Raw genomic sequence first — 23,933 nt, 5'->3', positions numbered from 1 at the left:
GCGGGAGTATAGCCTCATTGAGGGCACCCTGCAAGGCTGACGTTGCCCGGGACTGGTCTGAAACGCGCCGTTCATTGCGCTGATGCCGCTAGCTGCAGGCACAAAAAAGGCAAGGAAGCATCCCTCCTTGCCTGGGCGTCCACCACTCGCGCCTTTTCAGGTCTGGCCGACCTTGGTACCGACGTTGTCGGCACCGTCGCCCATCCAGCCGATATCAGGCAGCGCCACCGGGTCGCAGACCCGATCCTGATCGCTTACTTTGGCACCGCAGTTGCCGCATTCGAAGGCGGGGTGCAGGGCCAGTTCGTGGATCAACTCGGTTTCGCCGGCCGCCGTCAACGCGCAGATATGCTCTTTGTGCTTCTCGTCCGTGCATGCCATGGTTGGTACCTCCTTGTTAGCCGCCCTGGTGGTCGGAGCCGGTAGGCCGGGCCGACACGCCGTACTTACTGCAGTATAGCATTTAGGGCTTTTCCCGGCGGATAATCCGCGTGACGAAAAAAGGCGCACCCCGCATGGGGTGCGCCTTCGTGTCCTGCCTGGCGGTAGCTGATTATTTCTTGAGGTTGTAGAAGACCTCGGCGCCGCGGAACTGGGCCACTTCGTCCAGTTCGTCCTCGATGCGCAGCAGCTGGTTGTATTTGCAGACGCGGTCGGTGCGGCACAGCGAACCGGTCTTGATCTGGCCCGCGTTCACCGCGACGGAGAGGTCGGCCAGGGTGGTGTCCTCGGTCTCGCCGGAGCGGTGCGAGATGACGCAGGTGTAACCAGCGCGCTTGGCCATCTCGATGGCGTCGAGGGTCTCGGTCAGGGTACCGATCTGGTTCAGCTTGATCAGGATCGAGTTGGCGATCCCCTTCTTGATCCCTTCCTTGAGGATGGAGGGGTTGGTGACGAACAGGTCGTCGCCCACGATCTGGATCCGCTTGCCCAGGCGCTCGGTCAAGAGCTTCCAGCCGTCCCAGTCGTTCTCGGCCATGCCGTCCTCGATGGAGACGATCGGGTACTTGTTCACCAGGTTCTCGTAGAAGTCGACCAGCTCGGTCGGGGTCTTCTTGGGCTGTGCCTCGTTCTCCAGGGTGTACACACCGTTCTCGAAGAGCTCGGAGGAGGCGACGTCAAGCGCCAGCAGCACCTCTTCACCCGGCTTGTAGCCGGCCTTGACGATTGCTTCCATGATGACTTCCAGCGCCTCTTCGTTGGACTTCAGGTTCGGCGCGAAGCCACCCTCGTCGCCCACCGCGGTGTTGTACCCTTTCCCCTTGAGGACGGACTTCAGGGCGTGGAAGATCTCGGCGCCCATGCGCAGCGCCTCTTTGAAGCTCTTGGCGCCGGCCGGCATGATCATGAACTCCTGGATGTCGACGTTGTTGTCGGCGTGCGCGCCGCCGTTAATGATGTTCATCATGGGCAGCGGCAGTTCTTTGGCGTTTGCGCCGCCCAGGTACTGGTACAGCGGCAGGCCGACTTCCTCGGCGGCAGCCTTGGCGACCGCCAGCGAGACACCCAAGATGGCGTTGGCGCCCAGGCGGCTTTTGAACTCGGTGCCGTCCAGGGCCAGCATGCGGTTGTCTATTCCTGCCTGATCCGTGGCGTCCATGCCCGTGATCTCGTCGGCAATGATGTCGTTCACGTTGGAGACCGCTTTGAGCACCCCTTTACCCAGGTAGCGCCCCTTGTCCCCGTCGCGCAGTTCCAGTGCCTCGCGCTCGCCGGTCGAAGCGCCGGACGGGACTGCTGCCCTCCCCATGGCACCCGAATCGAGGAACACTTCGACCTCCAAGGTCGGGTTCCCCCTGGAATCAAGGATCTCTCTGGCGTACACTTCGGTAATCTGGCTCATTTTTCCCCCCGCGTTTGGTAATTGCGGCAGTTTCACCTGCCAATGGAGCCCTGGTTTATATCACATCTGACGACAAATGGTAAGCTGTTTTTTAAATTTTTATTAACTAGAGACGTAGGCCGGGCGGGTACGCTGCGGCACCGTCGTTTCCATTGACAGAAAAAGGCCAAAGAGGATATATTGGCTCCTTGTCTGATTCCCGGCGGCCTTTGCCTACAACATGGGAACCATTGGAAAGAATGCCCACCGAAAACGGCGACAAGCAAAAAAACGACAAAACCTCCGTCGCCCAGCTCTGTTCCTGCTGGCTGGAGAAGTTCGCCGACGCGTTCTCCGGTGAGAAGCATCAAAAAAGCACCCGCCTCACCCTTTTGTTCGCCACCGCCTTATTCCTCACCCTGCTCATCATCCCCAGCCCGCAGCTCCTCACCACGAAGTACCGTGAGGGGGACATCGCCACCTCCGACATCCGCGCCTCCCAGGACTACCTGATCGAGGACCTGCTGCTCACCGAGAAGAAGCGCACGGAAGCGGAGTCCACGGCTCCCTACGTCTACAGCCTGGATCCCAACGCCAACCTGGAGATCGTGAGTCGGTTCGAGCAGGCGTTCACCCTGGTGCGCGAGAAGGGGCGTCAGGCGGCCGCCGAGGTGCTGGCGCAGGATCTGACCGACCAGGAGTTCGTCGCGCTGGCGCGCGTCAGGGATACCCGGGCCTTCCTCGCCGACCTGGGGCGCCAGGTGGCGCCGTTTTACCGGCAGCGCATCGTCGCCGACCTGGCGAAGTTCAGCGCCAACCGCAAGCACGGCATTCAGGTGATCGATCCTGGGACCCGGCAGGAGGTGGCGGCCGGCGACTACGCCGCGGTCATCGACCTTACGACCGCCAGACGGAACTTTGCTGCAGCGCACCTGAACTTCGGCGGCCAGCCACGGGACCTTGAGCTCTTGAAGGGGGTGGCGCTGCGCATGCTCTCGCCCAACCTCACCTTCGACCGCGACGCCTCCGAAGACAAGAAAGGGGAGGCGCGGGCCGCGGTACGCCCGGTGCTCTTCAAGTTGAAGCGCGGCGAGATGATCGTGCGCGTGGGCGAGCGGGTCTCCGCCGAGCAGGCGATGAAGCTCGAGAAGATGTACAAGTCCAAGAACCTGACCCCGTTTCTCACCGGCATCGGCGTCTTCGGGCTGATCCTGGTGCTCACCTACTCGCCGTACCGCTTCGCCCGCAAGAACATCCGCAAGTTCAACCCGACGAACAAGGACATCATGTTCCTGGCGCTTTTGACCGTCGTGAACTTCGCCGGGCTCAAGTTCATGTTCGCCGTCTCCGCCGCCCTGGGGGGTGTCTTCCCCTCTATCGACACGGCGAGCTATTTCTACCTCTTCCCCTTTGCAGCGGGGAGCATCATCGTCCGGATCATCCTGAACTCCGAGATCTCCCTGGTCTACTGCGCCATCTGCGCTCCCCTTTTGGGGATCATGATGAACAACTCGCTGCCGGTGGTGATCTACGCCCTTTTGGGCGGCATCGTCGGCGCGCATGGGGTGCGCCAGTGTAAGGAGCGCGGCACCATCTACTCGGCGGGGCTCAAGGTGAGCGTGGTCAACGTGGCGGTGGCGCTTTGCTTCCACATCTACGGCGACAACCCGATGTCGCTGCAGACCCTCTACTGCATCGGCTTCGCCTTCTTCGGCGGCTTTTTGAACGCGGTCTTCGTCTCGGGAACGGTTCCCCTGGTGGAGGCGCTCTTCCAGTACACCACCGACGTGAAGCTTTTGGAGCTCGCCAACCTGAACTCCCCGCTCTTGCGCGAGCTGATGATCCGGGCTCCCGGCACCTACCACCACAGCGTCCTGGTCGGGAACCTGGTGGAGGCCGGCGCCGAGGCGATCAACGCGAACCCGCTCCTGGCGCGCGTCGCGGCCTACTACCACGACGTCGGAAAACTGAAAAAGCCGCTCTACTTCATCGAGAACATCCGCGACGGCGAAAACCGCCACGACAAGCTCTCCCCCAGCATGAGCGCGCTCATCCTCATCTCGCACATGAAGGAAGGGGTGGAACTGGCCCGCGAGTACCGGCTGGGGCGCCCCATCATCGACATCATCCGCCAGTCGCACGGCACGAGCCTCATCAGCTACTTCTACCTGAAGGCGAAGGGTATGGAGACCCCCGGGGCGCCGCCGGTGGAGGAGCGCGACTTCCGTTATCCGGGCCCCAAACCGCAGACCCGCGAGGCGGGACTGGTGCTTCTGGCTGACTGCGTCGAGGCGGCGAGCCGCACCCTGGTCGACCCCACCCCTGCGCGCATCCAGGGGATGGTGCAGAAGATCATCAACAACATCTTCATGGACGGGCAGCTCGACGAGTGCGAACTGACCCTGAAAAACCTGCACGAGATAGCCAAGAGCTTCAACCAGATCCTGGCCGGGATCTACCACCACCGGATCGATTACCCCGAACCTGCCTACAAGGAGAAGAGCTGTGCCAAGAAGTCCCCAGAGGATAGTGATAGCGAACCGCCAAAAGCGGAACCCGGTCGGGATTCCGGCGTTCAGAAAGGTGGCACAGAGGATCTTAGACGCCTTGGGATGTCCTGAGGCCGAACTCTCGGTCACCGTGGTCGGCGATCGTTCGATCCGGACCCTGAACCGCGACTACCTCGGGCGCGACAAGGCGACCAACGTGATCTCGTTTGCCATGCAGGAGGGTGAGTTCGGGGAGCTGAACCCCCAGATGCTCGGGGACGTGGTGATCTCCGCCGACACCGCGGCGCGCGAGGCCGAGGAGGCGGGGGAGAGCTTCTGGAGCCGGCTCTGCTTCTTGCTGTTGCACGGCATCCTGCACATAACGGGCTACGACCACGAGAGAAGCGGGGAGGCCGTGGCGGCCCGCATGGAGAAGCGCGAGCGCGAGATCTTCGCCCTGCTCGTCGAGGAAGGGCTTGTCTAGCGGCGTAGGCCGGATACCCGCATCGGGAGGGGGAGGGTGAAGCCGACCCGCTTCATTGAATCGGTCAACTGCGCGATAGAGGGGATCCTCTACACGGTGCGCACCCAAAAGCACATGCGGCGCCACTTCGCCGCAGCGCTCGTGGTGATGACCGCGGCGCTTTTGGTGCGGGTCTCACCGATGGAGTTCATGCTGATCGCCCTGGCGGTCTCCTTCGTCCTTTTTGCCGAACTTTTGAACACCGCCATCGAGGTGGTGGTCGACATGATCTCGCCGGAGTTCCATCCCATGGCCAAGGTGGCCAAGGACGTGGCGGCGGGAGCCGTACTGGTGGCGGCCTTCGGGACCGCCATCCTCGGGTACCTGGTCCTGGCCAAGTACCTGTTTCCATTTCATCGGGGAGTGCTCGCCATGGTCGGCACCAGTTCCGAGATGGGGACCATCGTTTCGGTCATCATGGTGCTCATCACGGTGATCATCCTGAAGTCCTTGACCGGCAAGGGGACGCCGCTTAAGGGTGGGGTTCCCAGCGGACACGCGGCGGTCGCCTTCTCCATCGCCACCAGCATCTCCTTCAACACCCAGGACCCGCTCACCTCGCTTTTGTGCTTCGTCCTCGCCGTGATGGTGAGCCACTCGCGGCTGCTTTTGCAGATCCACAGCACCCGGGAGGTGGTGATGGGCGCCCTGACCGGGACCCTCGTTACCGTTGCGGTGACCAGCGTGTTCCGCGCCTTGGGGTGAATCGGGTTACCAATTGCGCCGGCCCGACCGGTTTTTTTGACACCCGCCGCGCGGCGGGAGAACAGGGAGGAAGAGACAGGGCTGGCCAGGTGGTCAGTATCCCGACACGGCAATGGCTAACAACGGAGGCAAACATCCCTTGGATGAGGAAAACGGACGAAAAAACGGCGGACTGATCGACCTGTTGGGCAGGTTCCTCTACGGCAAGAAGAAGGTGACCGAGGCGGAGATCCAGGAGATCATGGACGCCGGCGAGGAAGAGGGGCTCATCAACGAGGAGGAGAACGCGATGATCCGTTCCATCCTCACCCTGCGCGACTCGGTGGTGCGCGAGATCATGCTGCCGCGCACCGAGATGGCCTGCCTCTCCGCCGACATGAGGCTCAGCGAGGTGCTCAAGGAGATCATCGCCTGCGGCCACTCCCGCCTTCCCGTCTACCAGGGGACCATCGACAACATCATCGGTCTGCTCTACGCCAAAGACCTGCTCAGGTACTGGGGGCTCCCCGACGACCAAGTGGAACTCCGGAAACTGCTGCGCGTTCCCTACTTCGTCCCGGAGACCAAGGACCTGGAAGCGCTCCTGCACGACTTCAAGAAGCGCCGGGTGCATCTCGCGGTGGTCATCGACGAGTACGGCGGGACCGCCGGCCTGGTGACTATCGAGGACCTTTTGGAGCAGATCGTCGGGGACATCCAGGACGAGTACGACCTCGAAGAGGAGATGCTGGTCGAGGAGGGGGACGGGGCCATCGTGGTGGACGGCCGGCTCCCCATCGAGGAGCTCGAGGAGCACTTCGACGTGGAAATCGAACGGGAGAAGTTCGAGACCGTGGGCGGGCTCATCTTCCATCTGGCCGGAAGCATCCCCTGCGCCGGGGAGCATTTCGTGAGCGACTCGCTGGAACTCACCGTGCTGGAGGCGGACGAGCGGCGCATCAGCCGGGTCCGCATCGTAAAGCGTGACGAGGCCGCGCCGGACAAGGATACGGAGCAGCCGTGACCGACCTCTTCGTCCCCGGGAAAGGCGCTGCCTGGGGGCCCGTTCTCCTGGCGCTGACTTCCGGAGTGCTCCTGGCGCTCTCCTTTCCTGATCCCGGCATCTCGCTTCTGGCCTGGTGCGCCCTGGTGCCGCTCCTGGTCGCTGCCGCAGGAACCACCCCCGCGCGTGCCGCACTGCTTGGTTTCGTCACCGGGCTGGTCGCTTACCTGGGGATCCTGTACTGGCTCAACATCGTGATGACCAGCTACGGGAAGCTCCCGGCGCCGCTGAGCGCGCTCCTCTACCTGGTGCTGGCGGCCTACCTCGCCCTCTACCCGGCGCTGGTTGTTTGGCTTGCCAGGAAAGGGGAAGAGGGGGGCATCTCCCCGCTCTGCTCCTTCCCGGTGCTCTGGGTGGCGGCAGAACTGGTGCGCTCCTTCCTGCTGACCGGTTTTCCCTGGGCCAATCTCGGCTATTCCCAGTTCCGCACCCTGCCGCTCATCCAGATCTCGGACCTGACCGGGGTGTACGGCGTGAGCTTCCTGGTGGCCTTCGCCAACCTGGTCTTCTTCAGGATGTGGCTCTGGCTCAGGCGTTCCGACGCCGCGTACCCGGTGCGCAGCTTTCTTGCCCTGCTCATCCTGGTTGCCGCCACCCTGGGCTACGGCTTCGCGGCGCTGAACCGCCCGGAGCAGGGCCCGCTGGAGCGGATCCTCCTCGTGCAGGGGAACATCCCGCAGCAGGTGAAGTGGCAGCCGGAGTTCGCCTCCGCCACGGTAGAGACCTACGAGCGGCTCTCGCGCCAGGGGTGCCGCGCGCCGGGGACGCTGGTGGTCTGGCCGGAGAGCGCGCTCCCCTTTTTCCTGCAGAGCGAGCCGCAGTACGCGGCGCGGGTGCAGTCCCTGGCCGCGGAGCTCAAAAGCTGCCTGATCGCCGGGAGCCCCGCCTTCGAGCGGGAGGGGGAGTTGACCCGCTACCTGAACAGCGCCTTTTTGATCGCACCGTCCGGGGCACTCGCCGGCCGAAGCGACAAGCAGCACCTGGTCCCCTTCGGCGAGTACGTGCCGCTCAAGGGGCTGTTTCCCTTCGTGAACAAGCTGGTGGCGGGGATTGGGGACTTCTCCCCGGGGCGGGAACTGAAACCGCTGGAGACCGGAAACGGCAAGATCGGCGTCCTGGTCTGCTTCGAGGGGATCTTTCCGGAGATCTCACGGGCCTACGTCCGGCAGGGGGCGGGGCTTTTGGTCAACATCACCAACGACGCCTGGTTCGGGAGGTCCTCGGCCCCCTACCAGCACCTCTCCATGACCGTGTTCCGGGCCGTGGAGAACCGGGTGCCGCTGGTCCGCGCCGCCAATACCGGCATCTCGGCCATCATCGACAGCAAGGGGCATGTGCGCGGCATGACACAGCTTTTCCAGGAAGCTACCCTGGCCGGCCAGGTGCGCCGGGGCGCTGCCGCGAGCTTCTACAGCCGCCATGGCGACCTCTTCGCCCTAGGCTGTCTTGGTGCCTCGCTGGGGGGCGGCCTCTCGGTCTGGTACCGCCGCAGCAAGAAAATTTCCGCAAATGCGTGACGCGGCAGGCCTATTCCTGCTATAGTGGGCCGCTGTCCGAAGCGCTTGTGCGCAGTAATAGAAAAGGAGTCGCAACCGATGTTCAGAGAAGAAGTCGCCAAGATAGAAGGTCTCGCTGAGCGCATCAACAAGCTCCGGGGGTCTCTTTGACGTAGATAGCAAAAAGGAGCGGATGTTCGAGATGGAGGAGCTTACCTCCAGTCCCGATTTCTGGAACGACGCCGACCGGGCCCAGAAGGTGCTCAAGGAGCGCATGGCCCTGGAAAAGGACGTCACCATCTGGGAGGTCCTCGACCGGCAGGCCGGCGATATCCGCGAACTGATCGAACTGGGGAGCGAGGAGGAGGACGAGGCGACGCTCCAGGAGGTCGCCGCCATGAACGCCAAGCTGGAGGACGCGGTGAGCGCCGCCGAATTCCGGCGCATGCTCTCGGGGCCCCACGACGCCTCGGGCGCCTTCGTCTCCATCAACGCGGGGGCGGGCGGCACCGAGTCCCAGGACTGGGCCGAGATGCTCCTGCGCATGTACCTGCGCTACTGCGAGAAGAAGGGGTGGAAGACCGAGATCACCGACTACCAGGGGGGCGAGGAGGCGGGGCTCAAGGGGTGCACCTTCGCGGCGAGCGGCGAGTTCGCCTACGGCTACCTGAAGGCGGAGGCGGGGATCCACCGCCTGGTGCGCATCTCGCCGTTCGACTCCAACGCCCGGCGCCACACCTCGTTCGCCTCGGTCTTCGTCTTCCCGATCATCGAGGAAGATGACATCGACGTGAAGATCGTGGAGAGCGACCTGCGGATCGACACCTACCGCTCCTCCGGCGCGGGGGGCCAGCACGTCAACACCACCGACTCGGCAATCCGGATCACCCACATCCCGACGGGAATAGTGGTGGCCTGCCAGAACGAGCGCAGCCAGCACAGCAACAAGGCGACCGCCATGAAGGTGCTGCGCTCGAAACTCTACGAGCTCGAGCTGCGCGAGCGCGAGGCCAAGGCGGCCGACATCGCCGGCGAGAAGAAGGAGATCGGCTGGGGGAGCCAGATCCGCTCCTACGTGCTGCACCCCTACAAGATGGTGAAGGACCTGAGAACCGGGGTGGAGAGCGGCAACCCGGACGCGGTCCTGGACGGCGCCCTCGAGGACTTCGTGGTCCCCTACCTCATGGGGGTGCGCCGCGAGACCAAGGACATCTAGTGCGGCAAGGGGGCGACCCCGGCGGCATCTTCGCCCCACACGCAGCACGTACCTGGAACAGATTTACGTTGTCATGCCCACATGCGGTACCGGTAGTAAAGGAATTCAGGTAATGCCCAACTATGTAAGTTTTTTTGCCGGATGTATATTTTTCCTCGCCTCGGTCGCCACGGGGTGTGCCGCGCAGCGCGCCGGGCTCAAGGACGTCGGCTTCACCATCCAGGTCGGGGCCTTCTCCGAGGTGAAAAACGCCGAACGGCTCGCCCGCAAGCTCCAGGACAAGGGAATCGAGGCCTTCTACTTCAAGCGCGAAAACGGCATCTACGCCGTGCGCTTCGGCGACTTCATCCGCCGCGAGGACGCGAGCAGCACCGCGCGCCGGCTGGTGAAGGAGCGGGTCATCTCCTCGTACTTCATAGCGCCTCCCCGGCCGGTCGTTCCGACCACCATGCGTGAGCCGGTCCTCGAGAGGGCGCCGGCCCCTTCGCTCAAGAAGCCGTCCCGTCCCCCGGCTGTCGCAGCCGTCCCCGCTCCTCCGACCCGGAAACCGGAGCCCGCGGCCGAGGCGCGCCGCGACCGCAGCGACATGGGGGCGATCGCCGCCCGGACCGCCGAGCGCTTCGTGGGGATCCCCTACCGCTGGGGCGGGGACACCGTGGTGGACGGCATGGACTGCAGCGGCTTCGTCCGTGCGGTCTACAACCTCTGCGGCGTGAACATCCCGCGCACCTCGCGCGACCAGTTCAAGGTGGGGGACGTGGTGGCCAAGGAAGAGCTGAAAGACGGCGACCTGGTCTTCTTCGGGAGTTCCCCCGAGGAGATCAACCACGTCGGGATCTTCGTGGGGAACGGCCGTTTCGTGCACGCCCCGCGGCGCGGCGACGACATCAAGGTCTCCACCATGGACGACGCGTACTTCCTGAGGCGCTTCGTCGGGGCCAAACGTTACTTCTAGCCTAAGGGCGCCGGTTTTGGGAATGGCTCCGCCAGGTGCCTCTCCCCCCGGCTGTCCCCTTTCTTGGCTGATATCTTTACTGCACGGCAGCCCGGAGAATTCGACCACACCAGGTTTGGCCCGGCACCGCGAGGTTCCGGTAGCACGGCATTAAAAACGAAGATTGGAGCACGCATGGCATTTATCAAACCTTTCAAAGGGGTGCGCCCCACCAAGGAGCTGGCAGAGAAGGTGGCTGCTCTCCCCTACGACGTCATGAACACCGCCGAGGCCCGCGGCATGGCCGCCGGCAACCCGGTGAGCTTTCTGCACATCTCGCGGCCTGAGATTGACCTGCCGGACCAGGTGGACATCCACTCCGACGAGGTCTACGCCCGCGGCGAGGAGAACCTGAAGGCGTTCCTGGAAAAAGGGGTGCTCGTGCAGGACGGGGCCGAGTGCTACTACATCTACCGCCAGAAGATGGGCGGCATCACCCAAACCGGCCTCGTGGTCTGCGCCGGGGTCGACGACTACCAGGACGGCACCATCAAGAAGCACGAGCTGACCCGCGCCGACAAGGAAGAGGACCGGGTGCGCCACATCGACGCGCTGAACGCGAACGACGAGCCGGTCTTCTACACCTACCGCAACGATGCGGTCATCACCCAGGCGATCGACGACGTCACCAAGGGGGAGCCGCTCTACGACTTCACCACCGGCGACGGTGTCTCGCACACGCTGTGGCTCGTGGATGACCCTGCCAAGATCGCCATGCTCACCGAGCGCTTCGCGGCGATCCCGACCCTGTACGTGGCCGACGGGCACCACAGGAGCGCCGCGGCGAGCCGGGTGCGCGAGCTGAGAAGGCAGGCGAACCCGAACCACACCGGCCGCGAGGAGTACAACTACTTCCTCACCGTGATCTTCCCGGACAACGAGATGACCATCATGCCCTACAACCGGGTGGTGAAGGATCTCAACGGCCGCAGCGTGGCCGAGTTCATGGCCCGGGTCGCCGAGCGCTTCGACGTGACCCCCATCGCCGCCGCCCTCAACCCGGCCCGGCGCCACCAGTTCGGCATGTACCTCTCCGGCAAGTGGTACGAGCTGGTTCCCCGCGAAGAGAGCTTCCCGGAGGACGATCCGGTCGCCAGCATGGACGTCTCGATCCTGCAGGACAACCTTTTGAGCCCGGTACTCGGCGTCCGGAACCCGCGTACCGACCAGCGCATCCACTTCGTGGGCGGGATCCGCGGCGTCGCCGAACTGGAGCGGGTCGTCGACTCCGGCGAGTACACGGTCGCCTTCTCGCTCTTCCCGACCTCCATCGAGGAGCTCATGGCCCTGGCGGACGTGGACAAGATCATGCCGCCCAAGTCCACCTGGTTCGAGCCCAAGCTGAGAAGCGGCCTCTTCGTCCACCTGCTGGACTAGCCGGCAGCTGCGCGATCTTGGCAGAACCCGCTGCTGGCTCTCCTGGTGGCATGTAATTTGCTGTCTCAATCGCGCGCTGCAAAGGTACTGAAAGTACTTACAAAAAACGACCAACGTTGTTCGGAGGATGTTTCAGATGCGTAATGTCGAGAAGTTCATCGTGTTCCTGTTGCTCGTGGTGGCCATCGTCATCCCGGCCTGCTCGCAGAAGGAGGCGAAGCAGCCGGAGAAGAGTGCCGCGAGCGAGCCCCAGGCTGCCCCGCAGGCCGCGACCGGTACCGTGAAGCTCGCTTCGGGGCTCTCCTACACCGACCTCGTGCCGGGCAAGGGGGCCTCCCCGGTCTCCGGCAAGAAGGTAACCGTGCACTACACCGGGTGGCTGGAAGACGGCAAGAAGTTCGACAGCTCGGTAGACCACGGCCAGCCCTTCGTGTTCCGGATCGGGGCGGGCGAGGTGATCCCGGGGTGGGACGAGGGTGTCATGTCCATGAAGGTAGGGGGGAAGCGCAAGCTCTTCATCCCCGCTTCCCTGGGGTACGGGGCGGCCGGCGCCGGCGGGGTGATCCCGCCCAACGCCAACCTGGTCTTCGAAGTGGAACTGCTCGACGTAGAAAAGTAGTTTCTGTCAAAATCTTGCAATCGCCGCGGCAGCCGGTACATTTGTCACTTCGGGTTTCCTGGGAAACGCTTTCTCACTCCGGAGGTGCCAGATGCGCTGGATGCCGCTTTGCTGTGGGTTGCTGCTCTTTCTCGCCTCTCCGGCGGCGGCCGGCCAGAAAACCGTCACCCTGTACCTGGACGGTGCCCGGGTGGAGCAGGAACTTGTGGCGCCGAAAGGGTACCTGGAGTGCCCGCTGCCAGAGGGGTACCGCCCGGGATCGCTGCGGGTGAAGCCGCTTTCCGGTGCGAGTGTGCTCCGGGTGGAACTGGTCCCCGCCGAGGCCGACCGACGCCGCGCCCGGGAAATCGCACGGCTCGAGGAGCGGGTGAGCGAACTCCAGGACCGGCTGCAGGCGCTCTCCCGCCAGGAAGAGATCTTCAGCGCGGCAGTGAAGTCGCAAAGCGGCAAGGCGCCCCGCAAGAGTAAGGCGAACCCGGATCCCGTGAGCTCCCTGGCCCGCGGCACCGAGTTCGCGCTGGCACAGCTCGAGTCGGTGTACCGGGGCAAGCGCCGCTGCCGCAAGGCGCTGGAAGCCCTGGAGCAGGAACTGGCCCAGGCCCGCAAAGGATCGAGCGTCGCCCGGGTCTGGCTCTCGGGCGAAAGGGTCCGTCTCTCCTATCTGATGGGCGGGACCCGCTGGGTTCCCAGCTACGCCTTCCGCTTCGGCGGCGACGGTACCGGTGAACTGGTGCTGCACGCCAAGCTGCCGCCGGCCGAGAAGGGCGCCAGCTACGCGGTCTCCGGCGGGACGCTCGCCCAGGCACATCCGGCCCGGAGCGCACGCGGCGAGTTCCCCATCCTCTCCCGCAGCGCGCTGACCCTGAGCGGCGCCGCGGCCGGAACGAACCCGCCCGCCTCGTTTGCCTTCAGCGGTGCGGCTGCCGACCTGCCGCCCGGCGAGGCGGCGGCCTACTGGAGGGGCGAGTACCTCGGCTCGGGGCGTTTTGCCGGGGGGGGTGCCGGAGAATTTTCGCTCACACCGTAGAGCGGGCTTGACCAGCGCTGAATTAGGATGCTATAACGTAGACGCTTTTTGCAATGAAGCTATTACACCAGGTGATAAGGAGGAGATATGGCAGCTGCAGCTACAGATTTCGTGAAGGCCCTCGAGGTCGGTCGTCCGCCCAACGTGGCGAAGCTTTTCCCCAACTCGAAAGCACTCATCGTCAGTGGCAAGGTCATCGACCGGGCCATGAATGCCAAGGGTAAAGCCATCGCATTGGCAGCCAACGGCAGGAACCACTTCGTGATCCGCGGCGTGCTCGCCGCCGCCCAGAAGGCCAACGCCGCTGTCATCATCGAGATCGCCAAGTCGGAAGGGGGGCAGAAAGCCTACTGCCCGGTCAACTACTGGAACATGGCCCGCCAGGTCGACGCCGTCTGCAACGAACTCGGCGTCACCATCCCGGTAGCCATCCACGCCGACCACTACGGCATCAAGGGCGAGGGGGACATCAAGTCCGCCAAGGTCGAGATCCCGAGCATGTTCGATGCCGGCATCACCTCCATCGCCATCGACGCCTCGCACCTCCCCGACGAGCAGAACCTCCTCGCGAACCTGGAGCTCTCCAGCTTCATCCCGGCCTGGGCAGGGCTTGAGACTGAAGTCGGCGAGATCAAGGGGAAGGAGGGGCTCTCCACGGTACCCGAGGCGCTCTTTTTGATCCGCGGCCTCAACGCGCACAGCGTCTTCCCGGACTGGATCGCCCTCAATAACGGCACCACCCACGGCATCGAGGCCTCCGACGCCGGCATCCAGGTCGACCTCACCGCCCAGATCCACGAAGCGATCCAGCAGTACGGGGTGAACGGCGCCCAGCACGGCACCTCCGGCAACAGCTACGACCGCCTGCGCCAGATCGCCCTGCGCACCCGCACCACCAAGGCCAACGTGGCCACCGCACTGCAGTTCATCTCCTGGGGTCTCGAGGTGAACGACTACGGCAACGCGAAGCTCGACGCCAACGGGAACTTCATCAAGGTGCCGGGCGAGGGGATGACCGAGGAGCTCTGGGCCGAGATGGTGGCCTTTGCCGAGGGGAAAGGGTGGAAGAAGGGCGACTACAAGAACCTGAACCTCCCCTTCGAGAACAAGCTCATGGCGCAGCCCCGCGAGGTGCGCGAGCGCATGGCGGCCCGCGTCGAGGCCTTCGCCTACAAGCTGATCACCGAGGTGTTCGATTCGAAGGACACCGCGCCCTTGGCCATCGAGGCGATCCTCAAGGCCGGCAGCTACGACCTGGGGCCCAAGGGAAAGCGCCTCGAGGATCCGGCACAGTGGACCCCGGACCTCCTCCCGCTGCGCGCCGAAGGGATCTCCCGCGACAAAGGGCCGGAAGGGAACTTCGAAGACTAATGAGCAAAATAAGGTAGTATCTAAAAGGGGGCCCGTGCCCCCTTTTTTTACTACGGCGCAAGAAAGGGGTTTGCCATGCAAGAAAAACGGAGTTTTTCCCGGGTAGGCTTCAGGGTGTCGGCACTGGTACAAAGCGAAGACGTGGTGTTAAAGGGCGAGGTGCGGGACCTGAGCCTGCACGGCCTCTACCTGGAGACCGACCAGCAGATCCCCATCGGGGCGCCGGTGGAGGTCACCATCTATCTCACCGACACCGAGGATCCCGTCGTCATCAACGTAAGCGGCAGCGTGGCGCGCAGCATGCCGGGGGGGATCGGCTGCATCTTCGAGAAAATGGACGTTGAATCCTTCGCCCACCTGCGCAGCGTGATCTCGTACCAGGGGGGGGACGAGTCGAAGGTGATGGCCGAGTTCGCCGCATTTGCCGCTGCCAAGAGCCACCATGTTTGACAGCTCGGAGGTCACCGACCTGGTTTCGCTTACCGCCTGGTTCGGGGCCTACTGCCGGTCCTTTCGCAGCGCCGATCCGGAGGTGCAGCGCAACTTCGATCTGAAGGAGCTGCACACCCGCAAGGTCTGCGAGGCGGCCCGGCTCATTGCCGCCGAGGGGGGAGAGCGACGCCAGATGCTGGCCCAGGTGGCGGCGTTGTGTCACGACCTGGGCCGCTTTCCGCAGTACCGGGAGTACCGCACCTTCCTGGACAGCGAGTCGGTGAACCACGCCCATCTCTCCGCCCAAGTCCTCAAACAGAGCTCCCTGCTCGACTTTCTCCCCAAGGAGGAGCGCGACAGCGTCTACTTCGCGGTCCGCCTGCACAACGTCTTCCAGATTCCCGCCGGGCTCCCTGCGGCAACCGAGGACCTGCTGCGTCTGGTCCGCGACGCCGATAAGATCGACATCTGGCGCGTCTTCATCGACTACTTCTTCGCCCCCGAGGGGGAGCGTGCCTCCGCGGCCGGGCTCGGGTTTCCCGATCTCCCCTACTGTTCGGACGAGGTTCTCAAGGCGGTAGAGGCGGGGCGGATGGTCGAACTCACCATGCTGAAAAGTCTCAACGATTTTAAACTGCTGCAACTCTCCTGGGTTTATGATATTAACTTCGTGACAACGCACAAGCTCATTAAAGAGCGGTCTCTGGTGCCGCAACTGGCCGCCACGCTCCCCGACGATGCCGTGGTGCGCGGCATCGTGGACCGGGTGCAGGGTTACCTCGAAGACCGGTTGGCGGCGAATTCGGCTACCTGATACAATGACGTGTGCGGCAATTTCCGAGACAGACGACAGTGAGGAGAACGTGATGAGCAGAATAGTGAGAACGTGGGCGATGGTTGCGGCTCTTGCAGTTGCGGCGCTGCTCGTGGTGCAGCAGGGGGCCGAGGCCCGGGTTGGTGGCGGCGGGTCGATCGGCAGCAGGGGGTCGCGGAGCTACTCCCGGCCGGTGGCGCCTCCTTCCCAGATGTCGCCGTCGCGCCAGTACGCCCCTTCCCAACCCTCGCAGCAACCCTACCAACAGCCTTACCAGCAGCCCTCCTTCGGGCGCAGCTTCGGCGGCAGCCTCCTCGGTGGCCTCGCCGGCGGGATGCTGGGCGGGATGCTGTTCCGGTCGATGGGGTTCGGCGGCTACGGCGGCGGTTACGGCGGCGGGGGGATCGGCCTCTTCGAGATCCTGCTCTTGGCAGGCATCGGCTACATGATCTATCGCTTTGTAAAAAAAAAACGCGCTAGCGACACGAGCTACGGGGAACCTGGCCGGGTGATCCAGATGAACGATTACCAGTCCCAAGCCCCAGGGCTCAACTACGCGCCGCAGCGCGACGAGTTGGCCGACGGCCTGGCCTACATCCGCCAGATGGACCCCGCCTTCGACGAGCAGCGCTTCAACGACAACGTCATGGACATGTTCTTCAAGATCCAGGGGGCCTGGATGAACCGGGATCTCTCCGGGGTGAGAGGGCTTTTGACCGAGGAGATGCGCGGGATCCTGCAAAACGACGTGGACCGCCTGCTGCGCGAGAAGCGGGTGAACCGTCTGGAGAACATCGCGGTGCGCACGGTGGAGATCTCGGAGGCTTGGCAGGAAAGTGGCCAGGACTACCTGACCGCGCTCATCTACGCAAACCTCCTGGACTACACCACCGACGACACGACGGGGCAGGTGGTTGCCGGGAGCAAGACAGATCCGGTGAAGTTCGAGGAGTTCTGGACCTTCACCAGGCCGGTCGGCAACAACCCCTGGAAGCTGAGCGCCATCACGCAGAAGTAGCAAACGATCCCATCCCGACCAGGTGGCCCTTCGACAGGAGGGCCACTTTTTTTGTGCCTCCCGCAAGTTCCGCAGCCGATAGCTCCGTACTCCACAGCCCCCCAGTCCGGCTGCCCCGCAGGTTGCTTTAAATGGGACCGCTGAGCTGGTGCAGGTACTACCAGGACGCCGCCTTCCGCTATTTGCTTGCTTCGACAACGTTCACCAGTTATATAAGCTCCCGAGGAGCGCATCGTGGAGCTGCACTACGTAAAAATTCACTTCCAATTCATGCTGGAAGAGGATCTTGAGGATCCCTACCTGCTGTACGCGAGCCGGGCCCGCTTCGAAGCGGCTTTCCGCCGTGTACTCGCCTGCGGACGGGCCGCCTGCGCCGGATGCCGTACTTCCGACAGCTGCCCTCACACCGAAATCTTCGGTCAGCACCTCGCCCGCGACCCTGAGGCGCTGCGACGCCACCAAAAACCTCCGCTTCCTTTTGTCTTCCATTTCCCGCAGCTGTTGCCCATCCCCAATGGCGGCTCCAGTTTCGCCTGTTCCCTCACCCTCTTCGGGCGCGCCGTGCATCACCTGCCGCATTTCATGGAGGCGGTGGGGATCCTGCTCGAGGGATTGCCGGCCACCGTGCTGAAGGTCGAGGCCGAATCTCCGGGGGGCGGGCGCGAGGCCGTGGCCGCGGGGCTCCAACCGGCGCTCCCGCTGCTGAGCGCCCTTGATCCCAGCGCGTCGGGGCCGCTGCCGCCGGACCGGGTGACGGTGCGCTTCGTCACGCCGCTCAAGCTCACCCACGAAGGGAGGCTCGTGCGCCGTTTCAGCTTTGCCGAACTGACCCGGGCCCTGATGCGTCGTGTCTCGTCGCTTGCCTACTACTACGAAGGGGTTGAGCTCCCACTCGACTACCGGTGGCTCTCCCAGGCCGCGGGCACGATCCGGACCGTGGGTTCCGACTGCCGCCTCGACATCTGGGGCGGGCGCCCCGCCGGTCTGATCGGCAGTGTTACCTTCGCCGGCGATCTGGAGCCGTTCCACCTGCTGCTGCAGCTGGGAACCGCCACCCACCTCGGCAAAGGCGCCTCGTTCGGCTTCGGCCGGTTCCAGCTCGAGCGCTAGCCTGAGCGGTACCGATCTGGACGGTCACACGTGCTCCCCCTGAAATTTCCATTACCCTGCTTGAAGCGGCCTCGCTTTTCTCATCAGAACCTGCCGCCCGGCGTCTCATGATAAAAAAGGCTTCCTGCCGCTGCCGGCTCCCTTGAGCCCTCCTGCCTTGTATTGCGCCCTTTCTCGGTTAGACTTCCCCTGTGTTAGCGGTCACTCACTCGCTGAGGAGCTTCTCATGGGGAAGTCAATCTGGAGACCGTTGCTGGTTACCGGTCTGCTGGTCCTGTTGCTCGATGCTTTCTATGGTTCCTATATCAAGCAGTCCGCCGAGCGTGGTGCCGATATCAGCTATTCCCGCTTTCGTGATGAGTTGACCGCCGGAAATGTCAAGAAAGTCACCCTGCGCGGCAGCAACCTGCGTGGGGAGTTCCGCACCAAGATCGCAATCCCGCAACCTGCGGGGCAAAAGGGCGGTCCGGTCGACACTGCCTTCTTCAACAGCAACATCCCCTCCTTTGGTGATCCCACCCTCCTCCCGGAATTGCAGGCACGCAAGGTCGACGTCCAGGTCCTGCCGGTCGACGGCTCCACCGCGGGCAACATCTTCATCTACCTGCTCCCCTGGCTGCTCATCCTGGGGGTCTGGTGGTTCATCATGAGAGGGATGAAGAGTCAGGGCCCCGGCGCCATGATGGGGAGCTTTTCCCGTTCCGGCGCGAAGACCTACACCTCGGAGCACATCAACGTCACCTTTGCCGATGTTGCGGGGATGGAAGAGGCGAAGCAGGAACTGCGCGAGGTGGTCGAGTACCTGAAAGAGCCGGGCAAGTTCAAACAGATAGGCGGAAAGGTCCCCAAGGGGGTGCTCCTGGTGGGGCCGCCGGGAACCGGGAAGACGCTCTTGGCCCGGGCTGTGGCGGGTGAGGCGGGAGTACCGTTTTTCTCGATTTCGGCTTCAGCCTTCATCGAGATGTTCGTCGGGGTCGGCGCCAGCAGGGTCCGCGATCTCTTTGCCAGCGCCCGCAAGGTCCTCCCCAGCATCATCTTCATCGACGAGCTGGATGCGGTGGGGCGCAGTCGAGGCGCCGGTTTCGGCGGCGGCCACGACGAACGCGAGCAGACCCTGAACCAGTTGCTTTCCGAAATGGACGGCTTCGACCCGCACACCGAACTGGTGGTGATCTCGGCCACCAACCGGCCCGACGTCCTCGATCCCGCCCTGCTGCGTCCGGGGCGTTTCGACCGCAACGTCGTGATCGAGCGCCCCGACTGGCGCGACCGCGAGAAGATCCTCCGGGTGCATACCCGCAAGATGCCGCTGGCGCCGGATGTGGATCTGGCGGTGATCGCCAAGGGAACTCCCGGGATGACCGGTGCGGACCTGGAAGGGCTGGTGAACGAGGCTGCCATCCTCGCGGCGCGGGACAACGTCATGGTCGTGACCCTGGAACACCTGGAACGCGCCAAGGACAAGATCCTGATGGGCGGCGAACGTCACATGGTGATCTCGGATGACGAGAAGCGCATCACGGCCTACCATGAGGCGGGGCACGCCCTGGTGGCACGTCTTCTGCCGAGCACCGATCCGGTGCACAAGGTGACCATCCTCCCTAGGGGGCGCGCTTTGGGGGTGACCCAGCAACTCCCCGAAGATGACCGTTACCACTACCCGCGCAACTACCTGGTCAACCGCCTCTGTGTGGCGCTCGGGGGAAGGGTCGCCGAAAAAGAAGTGTTCCACGACATCTCGTCGGGGGCGCAAAGCGACCTGAAGTACGTCACGGACCTCGCCGAGAAGATGGTCTGCCAGTGGGGGATGAGTGAGAAAATCGGTCCGATGACCTTCCACCGCGGGGAAGAACATCCGTTTCTTGGAATGAAGCTGGCGGAGGAGAAAACGTTTTCAGAAGAGATGGCCTGGCAGATCGATCAGGAGATCGCGTCGCTGATCCGACAGGCGGAAGCGCGGGCGCAGGAACTCGTCTCGCTGAACCGCGAGAAACTCGATGCCCTGGCTGCCGCGTTGCTCGATGAGGAGACCCTGGACGGCGTCCGGGTGGACGCGATTCTCGCCAGTGCCTGAACCTGGCGAGGCCCGCTTTAGTAGATGATGATGTAGCCCTTTCTGGTCGCGATCGCGGAAATCTCCAGGGTGTCCTTGATCTGGAAGATTTCCCCATCCAAGGTGAAGTCATAACCACCCGTGTCATTGGGAACCGCATGCTCTAGAAGAGCTTCGAAGGTTGCTGTCTTGATAGTTTCCATGGCGGCACTATAGCACCTCCCTTTCTCACCGTAAATCCCCCCTTTGTTTGCATTACAGCTTTTTTATGGCATAGTTCATCCTGCTTTGTCTCAGGGGGACCATCCCTGGCTTAGGGCTTGATTCTCTTTTGCTCTTAAACAAAGAGCGCAGCTGCACCTTCTCGGGAATTACTTCCGTCGGGTGACGCTGTTGTGACGAGTGCCGCCGCTACTTTACCAATTGAGGTGTTCATAGTGAGAAAGAGAAAGAGCGGGGTGCTGCTGCACCCCTCGTCGCTGCCGGGTACCGGTGGCATCGGGTCCTTTGGAGAAGAGGCCCGGCGTTTCGTCGATTTTCTGCATAAATCGGGTCAGTCGCTCTGGCAGATCCTCCCCCTCGGCCCCACCGCCTATGGAAACTCCCCTTACTCCTGCTATTCCGCGTTTGCCGGCAACCCGCTGCTCATCAATTTCGAGGCCATCGTCGATGACGGTGACCTGACGCCGCAGGGCCTGCAGGCAGATCCTCCCGGCGACCATGTCGACTACGGGGCCACGACGCTCTACAAGAGCGGATTGCTGAAGGTGGCGGCTGCGAGGTTTTTTGAGTCCGCCCCGCAGCGGCGCAAGGAAGAGTTCTGGCAGTTCTGCGACACGACCTTCTGGCTCCATGACTTCGCCCTGTTCATGGCGCTGAAGGAACATTTCAAGGGGGAAAGCTGGAATGCCTGGCCTGAGCCTATTGCTCTACGCGAGCCGGAAGCCCTGGCGAGCTGGAGCGAAAAGTTGGGGGTCGCGATCGGGGAACAGAAGTATCAACAGTGGCAATTCACCCGCCAGTGGAAAAAACTGAAGAGCTACGCCAACGTGCTTGGAATATCAATTATCGGCGATCTCCCAATTTTCGTGGCGTTTGACTCCGCCGATGTCTGGGCAAACCCGCAGCTGTTTCACCTGGACGAGAAGGGGGTACCGATCGTCGTCGCGGGGGTACCTCCCGACTATTTCAGCAAGACCGGCCAGCTTTGGGGCAACCCCCTCTACAACTGGGACCGCATGGCTGCCGAAGGATACGCCTGGTGGGTGGCGCGCTTGCGCAACGACCTCTCCCTGTACGACATGGTGCGGATCGACCACTTCCGCGGCTTCGAGGCGTTCTGGGAGGTGCCGGTCTGGGCGAAGACAGCCGTCAACGGGCGCTGGGTCAAGGGGCCGGGCGAGGCGCTTTTCAACACCTTGTGCTACGCCTTGGGCAACCTCCCCATTATCGCTGAAGACCTCGGGATCATCACTGCGGAGGTCGAGGCCTTGCGTGACCAGTTCGGTTTCCCCGGCATGAAGATCCTGCAGTTCGCCTTCGGTTCGGGCCCCGAGAACCCGTACCTGCCACACAACCATGTCAGATCGTGTGTCGCCTACACCGGTACCCACGACAACGACACCACGCTCGGCTGGTTTGAATCCCTCAAGGCAAAGGAGCAAAAGGCGCTGCTCAGCTATCTGGACCGGGACAAAGGCGACATCGTCTGGCAGATGATCAAATGCGCCCTGGCCTCGGTAGCCGATTACGCCATCATCCCCATGCAAGATCTGCTGGAACTGCCGAGTACCGCGCGCATGAACGTGCCCGGCCAGGCGGCGGGTAACTGGAGCTGGCGCTGTTCTCCCGATGCCTTCTCGGGGCGCCTTGCCAGCAAACTCGCACATATTACCGAACTTTATGGCAGGTTGCCTGACTTCGTAGGGTAGGGGGAAACCTTCCAGTAATTTCTTGACAGTGCTGATAGAATTTCGTATAGGTTTAAAACGGCTTTTCTTTACCAAAGTGATGTCTAAAGGACGGGAGAACACACATGGCAGACTCTACCTATGGCTTTGACACCCTCGCACTGCACGCTGGTCAGACTGTTGATCCTACGACGCTGTCACGAGCAGTACCTATTTATCAGACCTCCTCGTACGTCTTCAAAAGCTCTGAGCACGCTGCAAACCTCTTCGGGTTGAAGGAATTCGGCAACATCTACACACGCCTTATGAATCCGACGACCGACGTCCTCGAGAAACGTGTCGCCGAGCTCGATGGTGGCGTCGCAGCTCTCGCCGTCGCTTCCGGTCAGGCCGCTACCACCTACGCCGTCTTGAACATCGCCAGCGCCGGCCAGAACATCATCTCCACGAGCTACCTCTACGGCGGGACCTACAACCTGTTCCACTACACCCTTCCCAAGCTGGGGATCACGGTCAAGTTCGTGGATTCTTCCGATCCCGAGAACATCCGTAAGGCGATCGACGAAAATACCCGCCTGGTTTACAGCGAGGCGATCGGCAATCCGAAGAACAACGTCGACGACTTCGAGGCGATTGCCAAGGTGGCCCACGACGCCGGCATCCCGTACATCGTGGACAACACCGCTGCGACTCCGTTTGTCTTCAAGCCGCTTCAGCACGGCGCCGACATCGTGGTCTACTCGCTCACCAAATTCCTCGGGGGCCACGGCACCAGCATCGGGGGCTGCGTGGTCGATGGCGGTACCTTCCCCTGGAACAACGGGAAATTCCCCGAGTTCACCGAGCCGGACCCGTCCTATCATGGTCTCAAGTTCTGGGACGCGCTCGGCAACATCTCCTATATCATCAAGATGAGGGTCGAACTGCTGCGCGACATGGGTGCCTGCATCTCTCCGTTCAACGCCTTCCAGATCATCCAGGGGATCGAGACCCTGCACGTCAGGATGCAGCGCCACGTCGAGAACGCCCAGAAGGTTGCCGAGTGGCTCGAGCAGAACCCGCTGGTGAGCTGGGTGAACTACCCCGGCCTGCCGAGCCACAAGGATCACGCCAATGCCAAGAAGTACCTGAACGGTTTCGGCGCCATCATCGGCTTCGGTATTAAAGGCGGCCTCGAGGCCGGCAAGAAGTTCATCGACAGTGTGAAGCTCCTGTCGCACCTGGCAAACATCGGTGACGCCAAGAGCCTCGTCATCCACCCGGCCTCGACGACCCACCAGCAGCTTTCCGCAGAAGAGCAGCTCTCCACCGGCGTAAGCCAGGACTTCATCAGGCTGTCGGTAGGTATTGAAGATGTGAAAGACATCATCGCCGACCTCGACCAGGCCCTTAAAGCTGCACAGGCCTAGCGGCCGATACAAGATTGCTGTGCCGAAGAGCTGCCATCCCGCAAAGGGTGGCAGCTCTTCTCGTTTTTCTGCCCTGCGGTCCTATCATCAACGCGCGCTCCTCGAGAGAAAACCCCCCTCGCCTCCGGGAGAGGGGTAGAGGTGAGGGGGGGCAGCTGCAGAATGGCAGGCCTCCGGGATGTGGTTCTTGTAAGTGGTTGATTTTTTCGTCAGCTGTCTGCCCGGCCGCGCATCCAGCGAACTTTTTTCACCACCTAACCCCCTGCTTTCCTTGTTCCTTTGGCATTGTTGGAAAAAAGAAATGATAAACCCGTTGACGCCTCGGGCGAGCTTTGTTATAACCACCATCCGCTGACGAACGGGGCGCTTTCGAAACACGACGCACCGCAGCGTTCCACAAAAAAGCATTGACAGTGAAAAACTCCTCTGCTATAAAGTGGGACTTCGCAGCACGGCTCTCCGACAACTCAATAACTGCCCTGGCCTGATCCCTTCACGGATCGACC

Annotated in this window: 21 protein-coding genes; 18 read left to right on the top strand and 3 right to left on the bottom strand. The window is 62.8% G+C overall.

Translation table 11 applies throughout. The annotated features are described in order from the left end of the window. Positions 1-156 precede the first annotated feature (156 nt). Complete coding sequence (locus tag GMST_RS20540; protein WP_183356585.1) at positions 157-381, bottom strand: hypothetical protein; 225 nt, start codon at positions 379-381, stop codon at positions 157-159. A 172-nt stretch (positions 382-553) separates the two neighbouring features. Next, positions 554-1,843: a phosphopyruvate hydratase gene (eno, locus tag GMST_RS20535; RefSeq protein WP_183356584.1), complete on the bottom strand. Its 1,290-nt coding sequence runs from the start codon at positions 1,841-1,843 to the stop codon at positions 554-556. Positions 1,844-2,082: 239 nt separating this feature from the next. Here eno and GMST_RS20530 point away from each other — a divergent pair, with 239 nt between their 5' ends. From GMST_RS20530 to ftsH, 16 genes are all read left to right on the top strand, one after another. Continuing rightward, on the top strand, positions 2,083-4,443 hold the full coding sequence (locus GMST_RS20530) for an HD family phosphohydrolase (protein WP_183356619.1): 2,361 nt from the start codon (positions 2,083-2,085) through the stop codon (positions 4,441-4,443). Beyond that, positions 4,406-4,795: an rRNA maturation RNase YbeY gene (gene ybeY, locus GMST_RS20525; RefSeq protein ID WP_503826515.1), complete on the top strand. Its 390-nt coding sequence runs from the start codon at positions 4,406-4,408 to the stop codon at positions 4,793-4,795. Before GMST_RS20530 ends, ybeY begins: the two co-directional genes overlap by 38 nt. 36 nt (positions 4,796-4,831) lie before the next feature. Then, positions 4,832-5,539, top strand: coding sequence for a diacylglycerol kinase (locus GMST_RS20520; protein WP_183356582.1), 708 nt, complete (start codon positions 4,832-4,834; stop codon positions 5,537-5,539). A 139-nt stretch (positions 5,540-5,678) separates the two neighbouring features. Further along, the gene (locus tag GMST_RS20515; RefSeq protein WP_183356581.1) at positions 5,679-6,542 is read left to right on the top strand and encodes a hemolysin family protein; all 864 of its coding nucleotides are present in this window, start codon (positions 5,679-5,681) and stop codon (positions 6,540-6,542) included. Beyond that, entirely contained in the window at positions 6,539-8,098 is a 1,560-nt protein-coding gene (lnt, locus tag GMST_RS20510) for an apolipoprotein N-acyltransferase (protein WP_183356580.1), read from the top strand. The genes GMST_RS20515 and lnt overlap by 4 nt, the downstream gene beginning before the upstream one ends. Before the next feature lie 78 nt (positions 8,099-8,176). Continuing rightward, a protein-coding gene (gene prfB / locus GMST_RS20505) for a peptide chain release factor 2 (RefSeq protein WP_183356579.1) occupies positions 8,177-9,293 on the top strand; the annotation gives its coding sequence in 2 pieces (ribosomal slippage) (positions 8,177-8,245 and positions 8,247-9,293; 1,116 coding nt in all). Between the two features lie 112 nt (positions 9,294-9,405). Beyond that, on the top strand, positions 9,406-10,248 hold the full coding sequence (locus GMST_RS20500) for an NlpC/P60 family protein (protein WP_183356578.1): 843 nt from the start codon (positions 9,406-9,408) through the stop codon (positions 10,246-10,248). Between the two features lie 174 nt (positions 10,249-10,422). Further along, positions 10,423-11,664, top strand: a complete 1,242-nt coding sequence (locus GMST_RS20495) for a DUF1015 domain-containing protein (protein ID WP_183356577.1) — start codon at positions 10,423-10,425, stop codon at positions 11,662-11,664. A gap of 136 nt (positions 11,665-11,800) precedes the next feature. After that, positions 11,801-12,283, top strand: a complete 483-nt coding sequence (locus GMST_RS20490; protein ID WP_183356576.1) for an FKBP-type peptidyl-prolyl cis-trans isomerase — start codon at positions 11,801-11,803, stop codon at positions 12,281-12,283. 91 nt (positions 12,284-12,374) lie between these two features. Beyond that, the gene (locus tag GMST_RS20485; protein ID WP_183356575.1) at positions 12,375-13,310 is read left to right on the top strand and encodes a DUF4140 domain-containing protein; all 936 of its coding nucleotides are present in this window, start codon (positions 12,375-12,377) and stop codon (positions 13,308-13,310) included. An 87-nt stretch (positions 13,311-13,397) separates the two neighbouring features. Then, a complete protein-coding gene (locus tag GMST_RS20480; protein ID WP_183356574.1) occupies positions 13,398-14,681 on the top strand; it encodes a class II fructose-bisphosphate aldolase in 1,284 nt (427 codons plus the stop codon). A gap of 75 nt (positions 14,682-14,756) precedes the next feature. Next, positions 14,757-15,131, top strand: coding sequence for a PilZ domain-containing protein (locus GMST_RS20475; protein ID WP_183356573.1), 375 nt, complete (start codon positions 14,757-14,759; stop codon positions 15,129-15,131). Beyond that, positions 15,124-15,927 carry an HD domain-containing protein gene (locus GMST_RS20470; protein ID WP_183356572.1) on the top strand — a complete coding sequence of 268 codons (804 nt, stop codon included), beginning with the start codon at positions 15,124-15,126 and terminating at the stop codon, positions 15,925-15,927. The genes GMST_RS20475 and GMST_RS20470 overlap by 8 nt, the downstream gene beginning before the upstream one ends. Before the next feature lie 52 nt (positions 15,928-15,979). After that, complete coding sequence (locus GMST_RS20465) at positions 15,980-16,945, top strand: Tim44 domain-containing protein (protein WP_183356571.1); 966 nt, start codon at positions 15,980-15,982, stop codon at positions 16,943-16,945. Between the two features lie 234 nt (positions 16,946-17,179). After that, on the top strand, positions 17,180-18,055 hold the full coding sequence (gene cas6 / locus GMST_RS20460; protein ID WP_183356570.1) for a CRISPR system precrRNA processing endoribonuclease RAMP protein Cas6: 876 nt from the start codon (positions 17,180-17,182) through the stop codon (positions 18,053-18,055). Between the two features lie 226 nt (positions 18,056-18,281). Continuing rightward, positions 18,282-20,129: an ATP-dependent zinc metalloprotease FtsH gene (gene ftsH / locus GMST_RS20455; RefSeq protein ID WP_183356569.1), complete on the top strand. Its 1,848-nt coding sequence runs from the start codon at positions 18,282-18,284 to the stop codon at positions 20,127-20,129. A 17-nt stretch (positions 20,130-20,146) separates the two neighbouring features. Here ftsH and GMST_RS20450 read toward each other — a convergent pair whose 3' ends face one another. Continuing rightward, positions 20,147-20,311 carry a hypothetical protein gene (locus tag GMST_RS20450; RefSeq protein WP_183356568.1) on the bottom strand — a complete coding sequence of 55 codons (165 nt, stop codon included), beginning with the start codon at positions 20,309-20,311 and terminating at the stop codon, positions 20,147-20,149. Between the two features lie 231 nt (positions 20,312-20,542). On the opposite strand from GMST_RS20450, the gene malQ reads away from it, so the two are divergent. Together malQ and GMST_RS20440 are read left to right on the top strand one after the other, a co-directional pair. Continuing rightward, positions 20,543-22,039: a 4-alpha-glucanotransferase gene (gene malQ, locus GMST_RS20445; protein WP_183356618.1), complete on the top strand. Its 1,497-nt coding sequence runs from the start codon at positions 20,543-20,545 to the stop codon at positions 22,037-22,039. Between the two features lie 104 nt (positions 22,040-22,143). Further along, positions 22,144-23,427 carry an O-acetylhomoserine aminocarboxypropyltransferase/cysteine synthase family protein gene (locus GMST_RS20440; protein WP_183356567.1) on the top strand — a complete coding sequence of 428 codons (1,284 nt, stop codon included), beginning with the start codon at positions 22,144-22,146 and terminating at the stop codon, positions 23,425-23,427. The last annotated feature ends 506 nt before the right edge of the window (positions 23,428-23,933 follow it).

Origin of the sequence: Geomonas silvestris (assembly GCF_014193515.1) — a bacterium.
GTDB classification, from domain to species: domain Bacteria; phylum Desulfobacterota; class Desulfuromonadia; order Geobacterales; family Geobacteraceae; genus Geomonas; species Geomonas silvestris.
The sequence above is the reverse complement of the archived record's forward strand: the minus strand, read 5'-3'. Positions and strand labels throughout refer to the sequence as shown.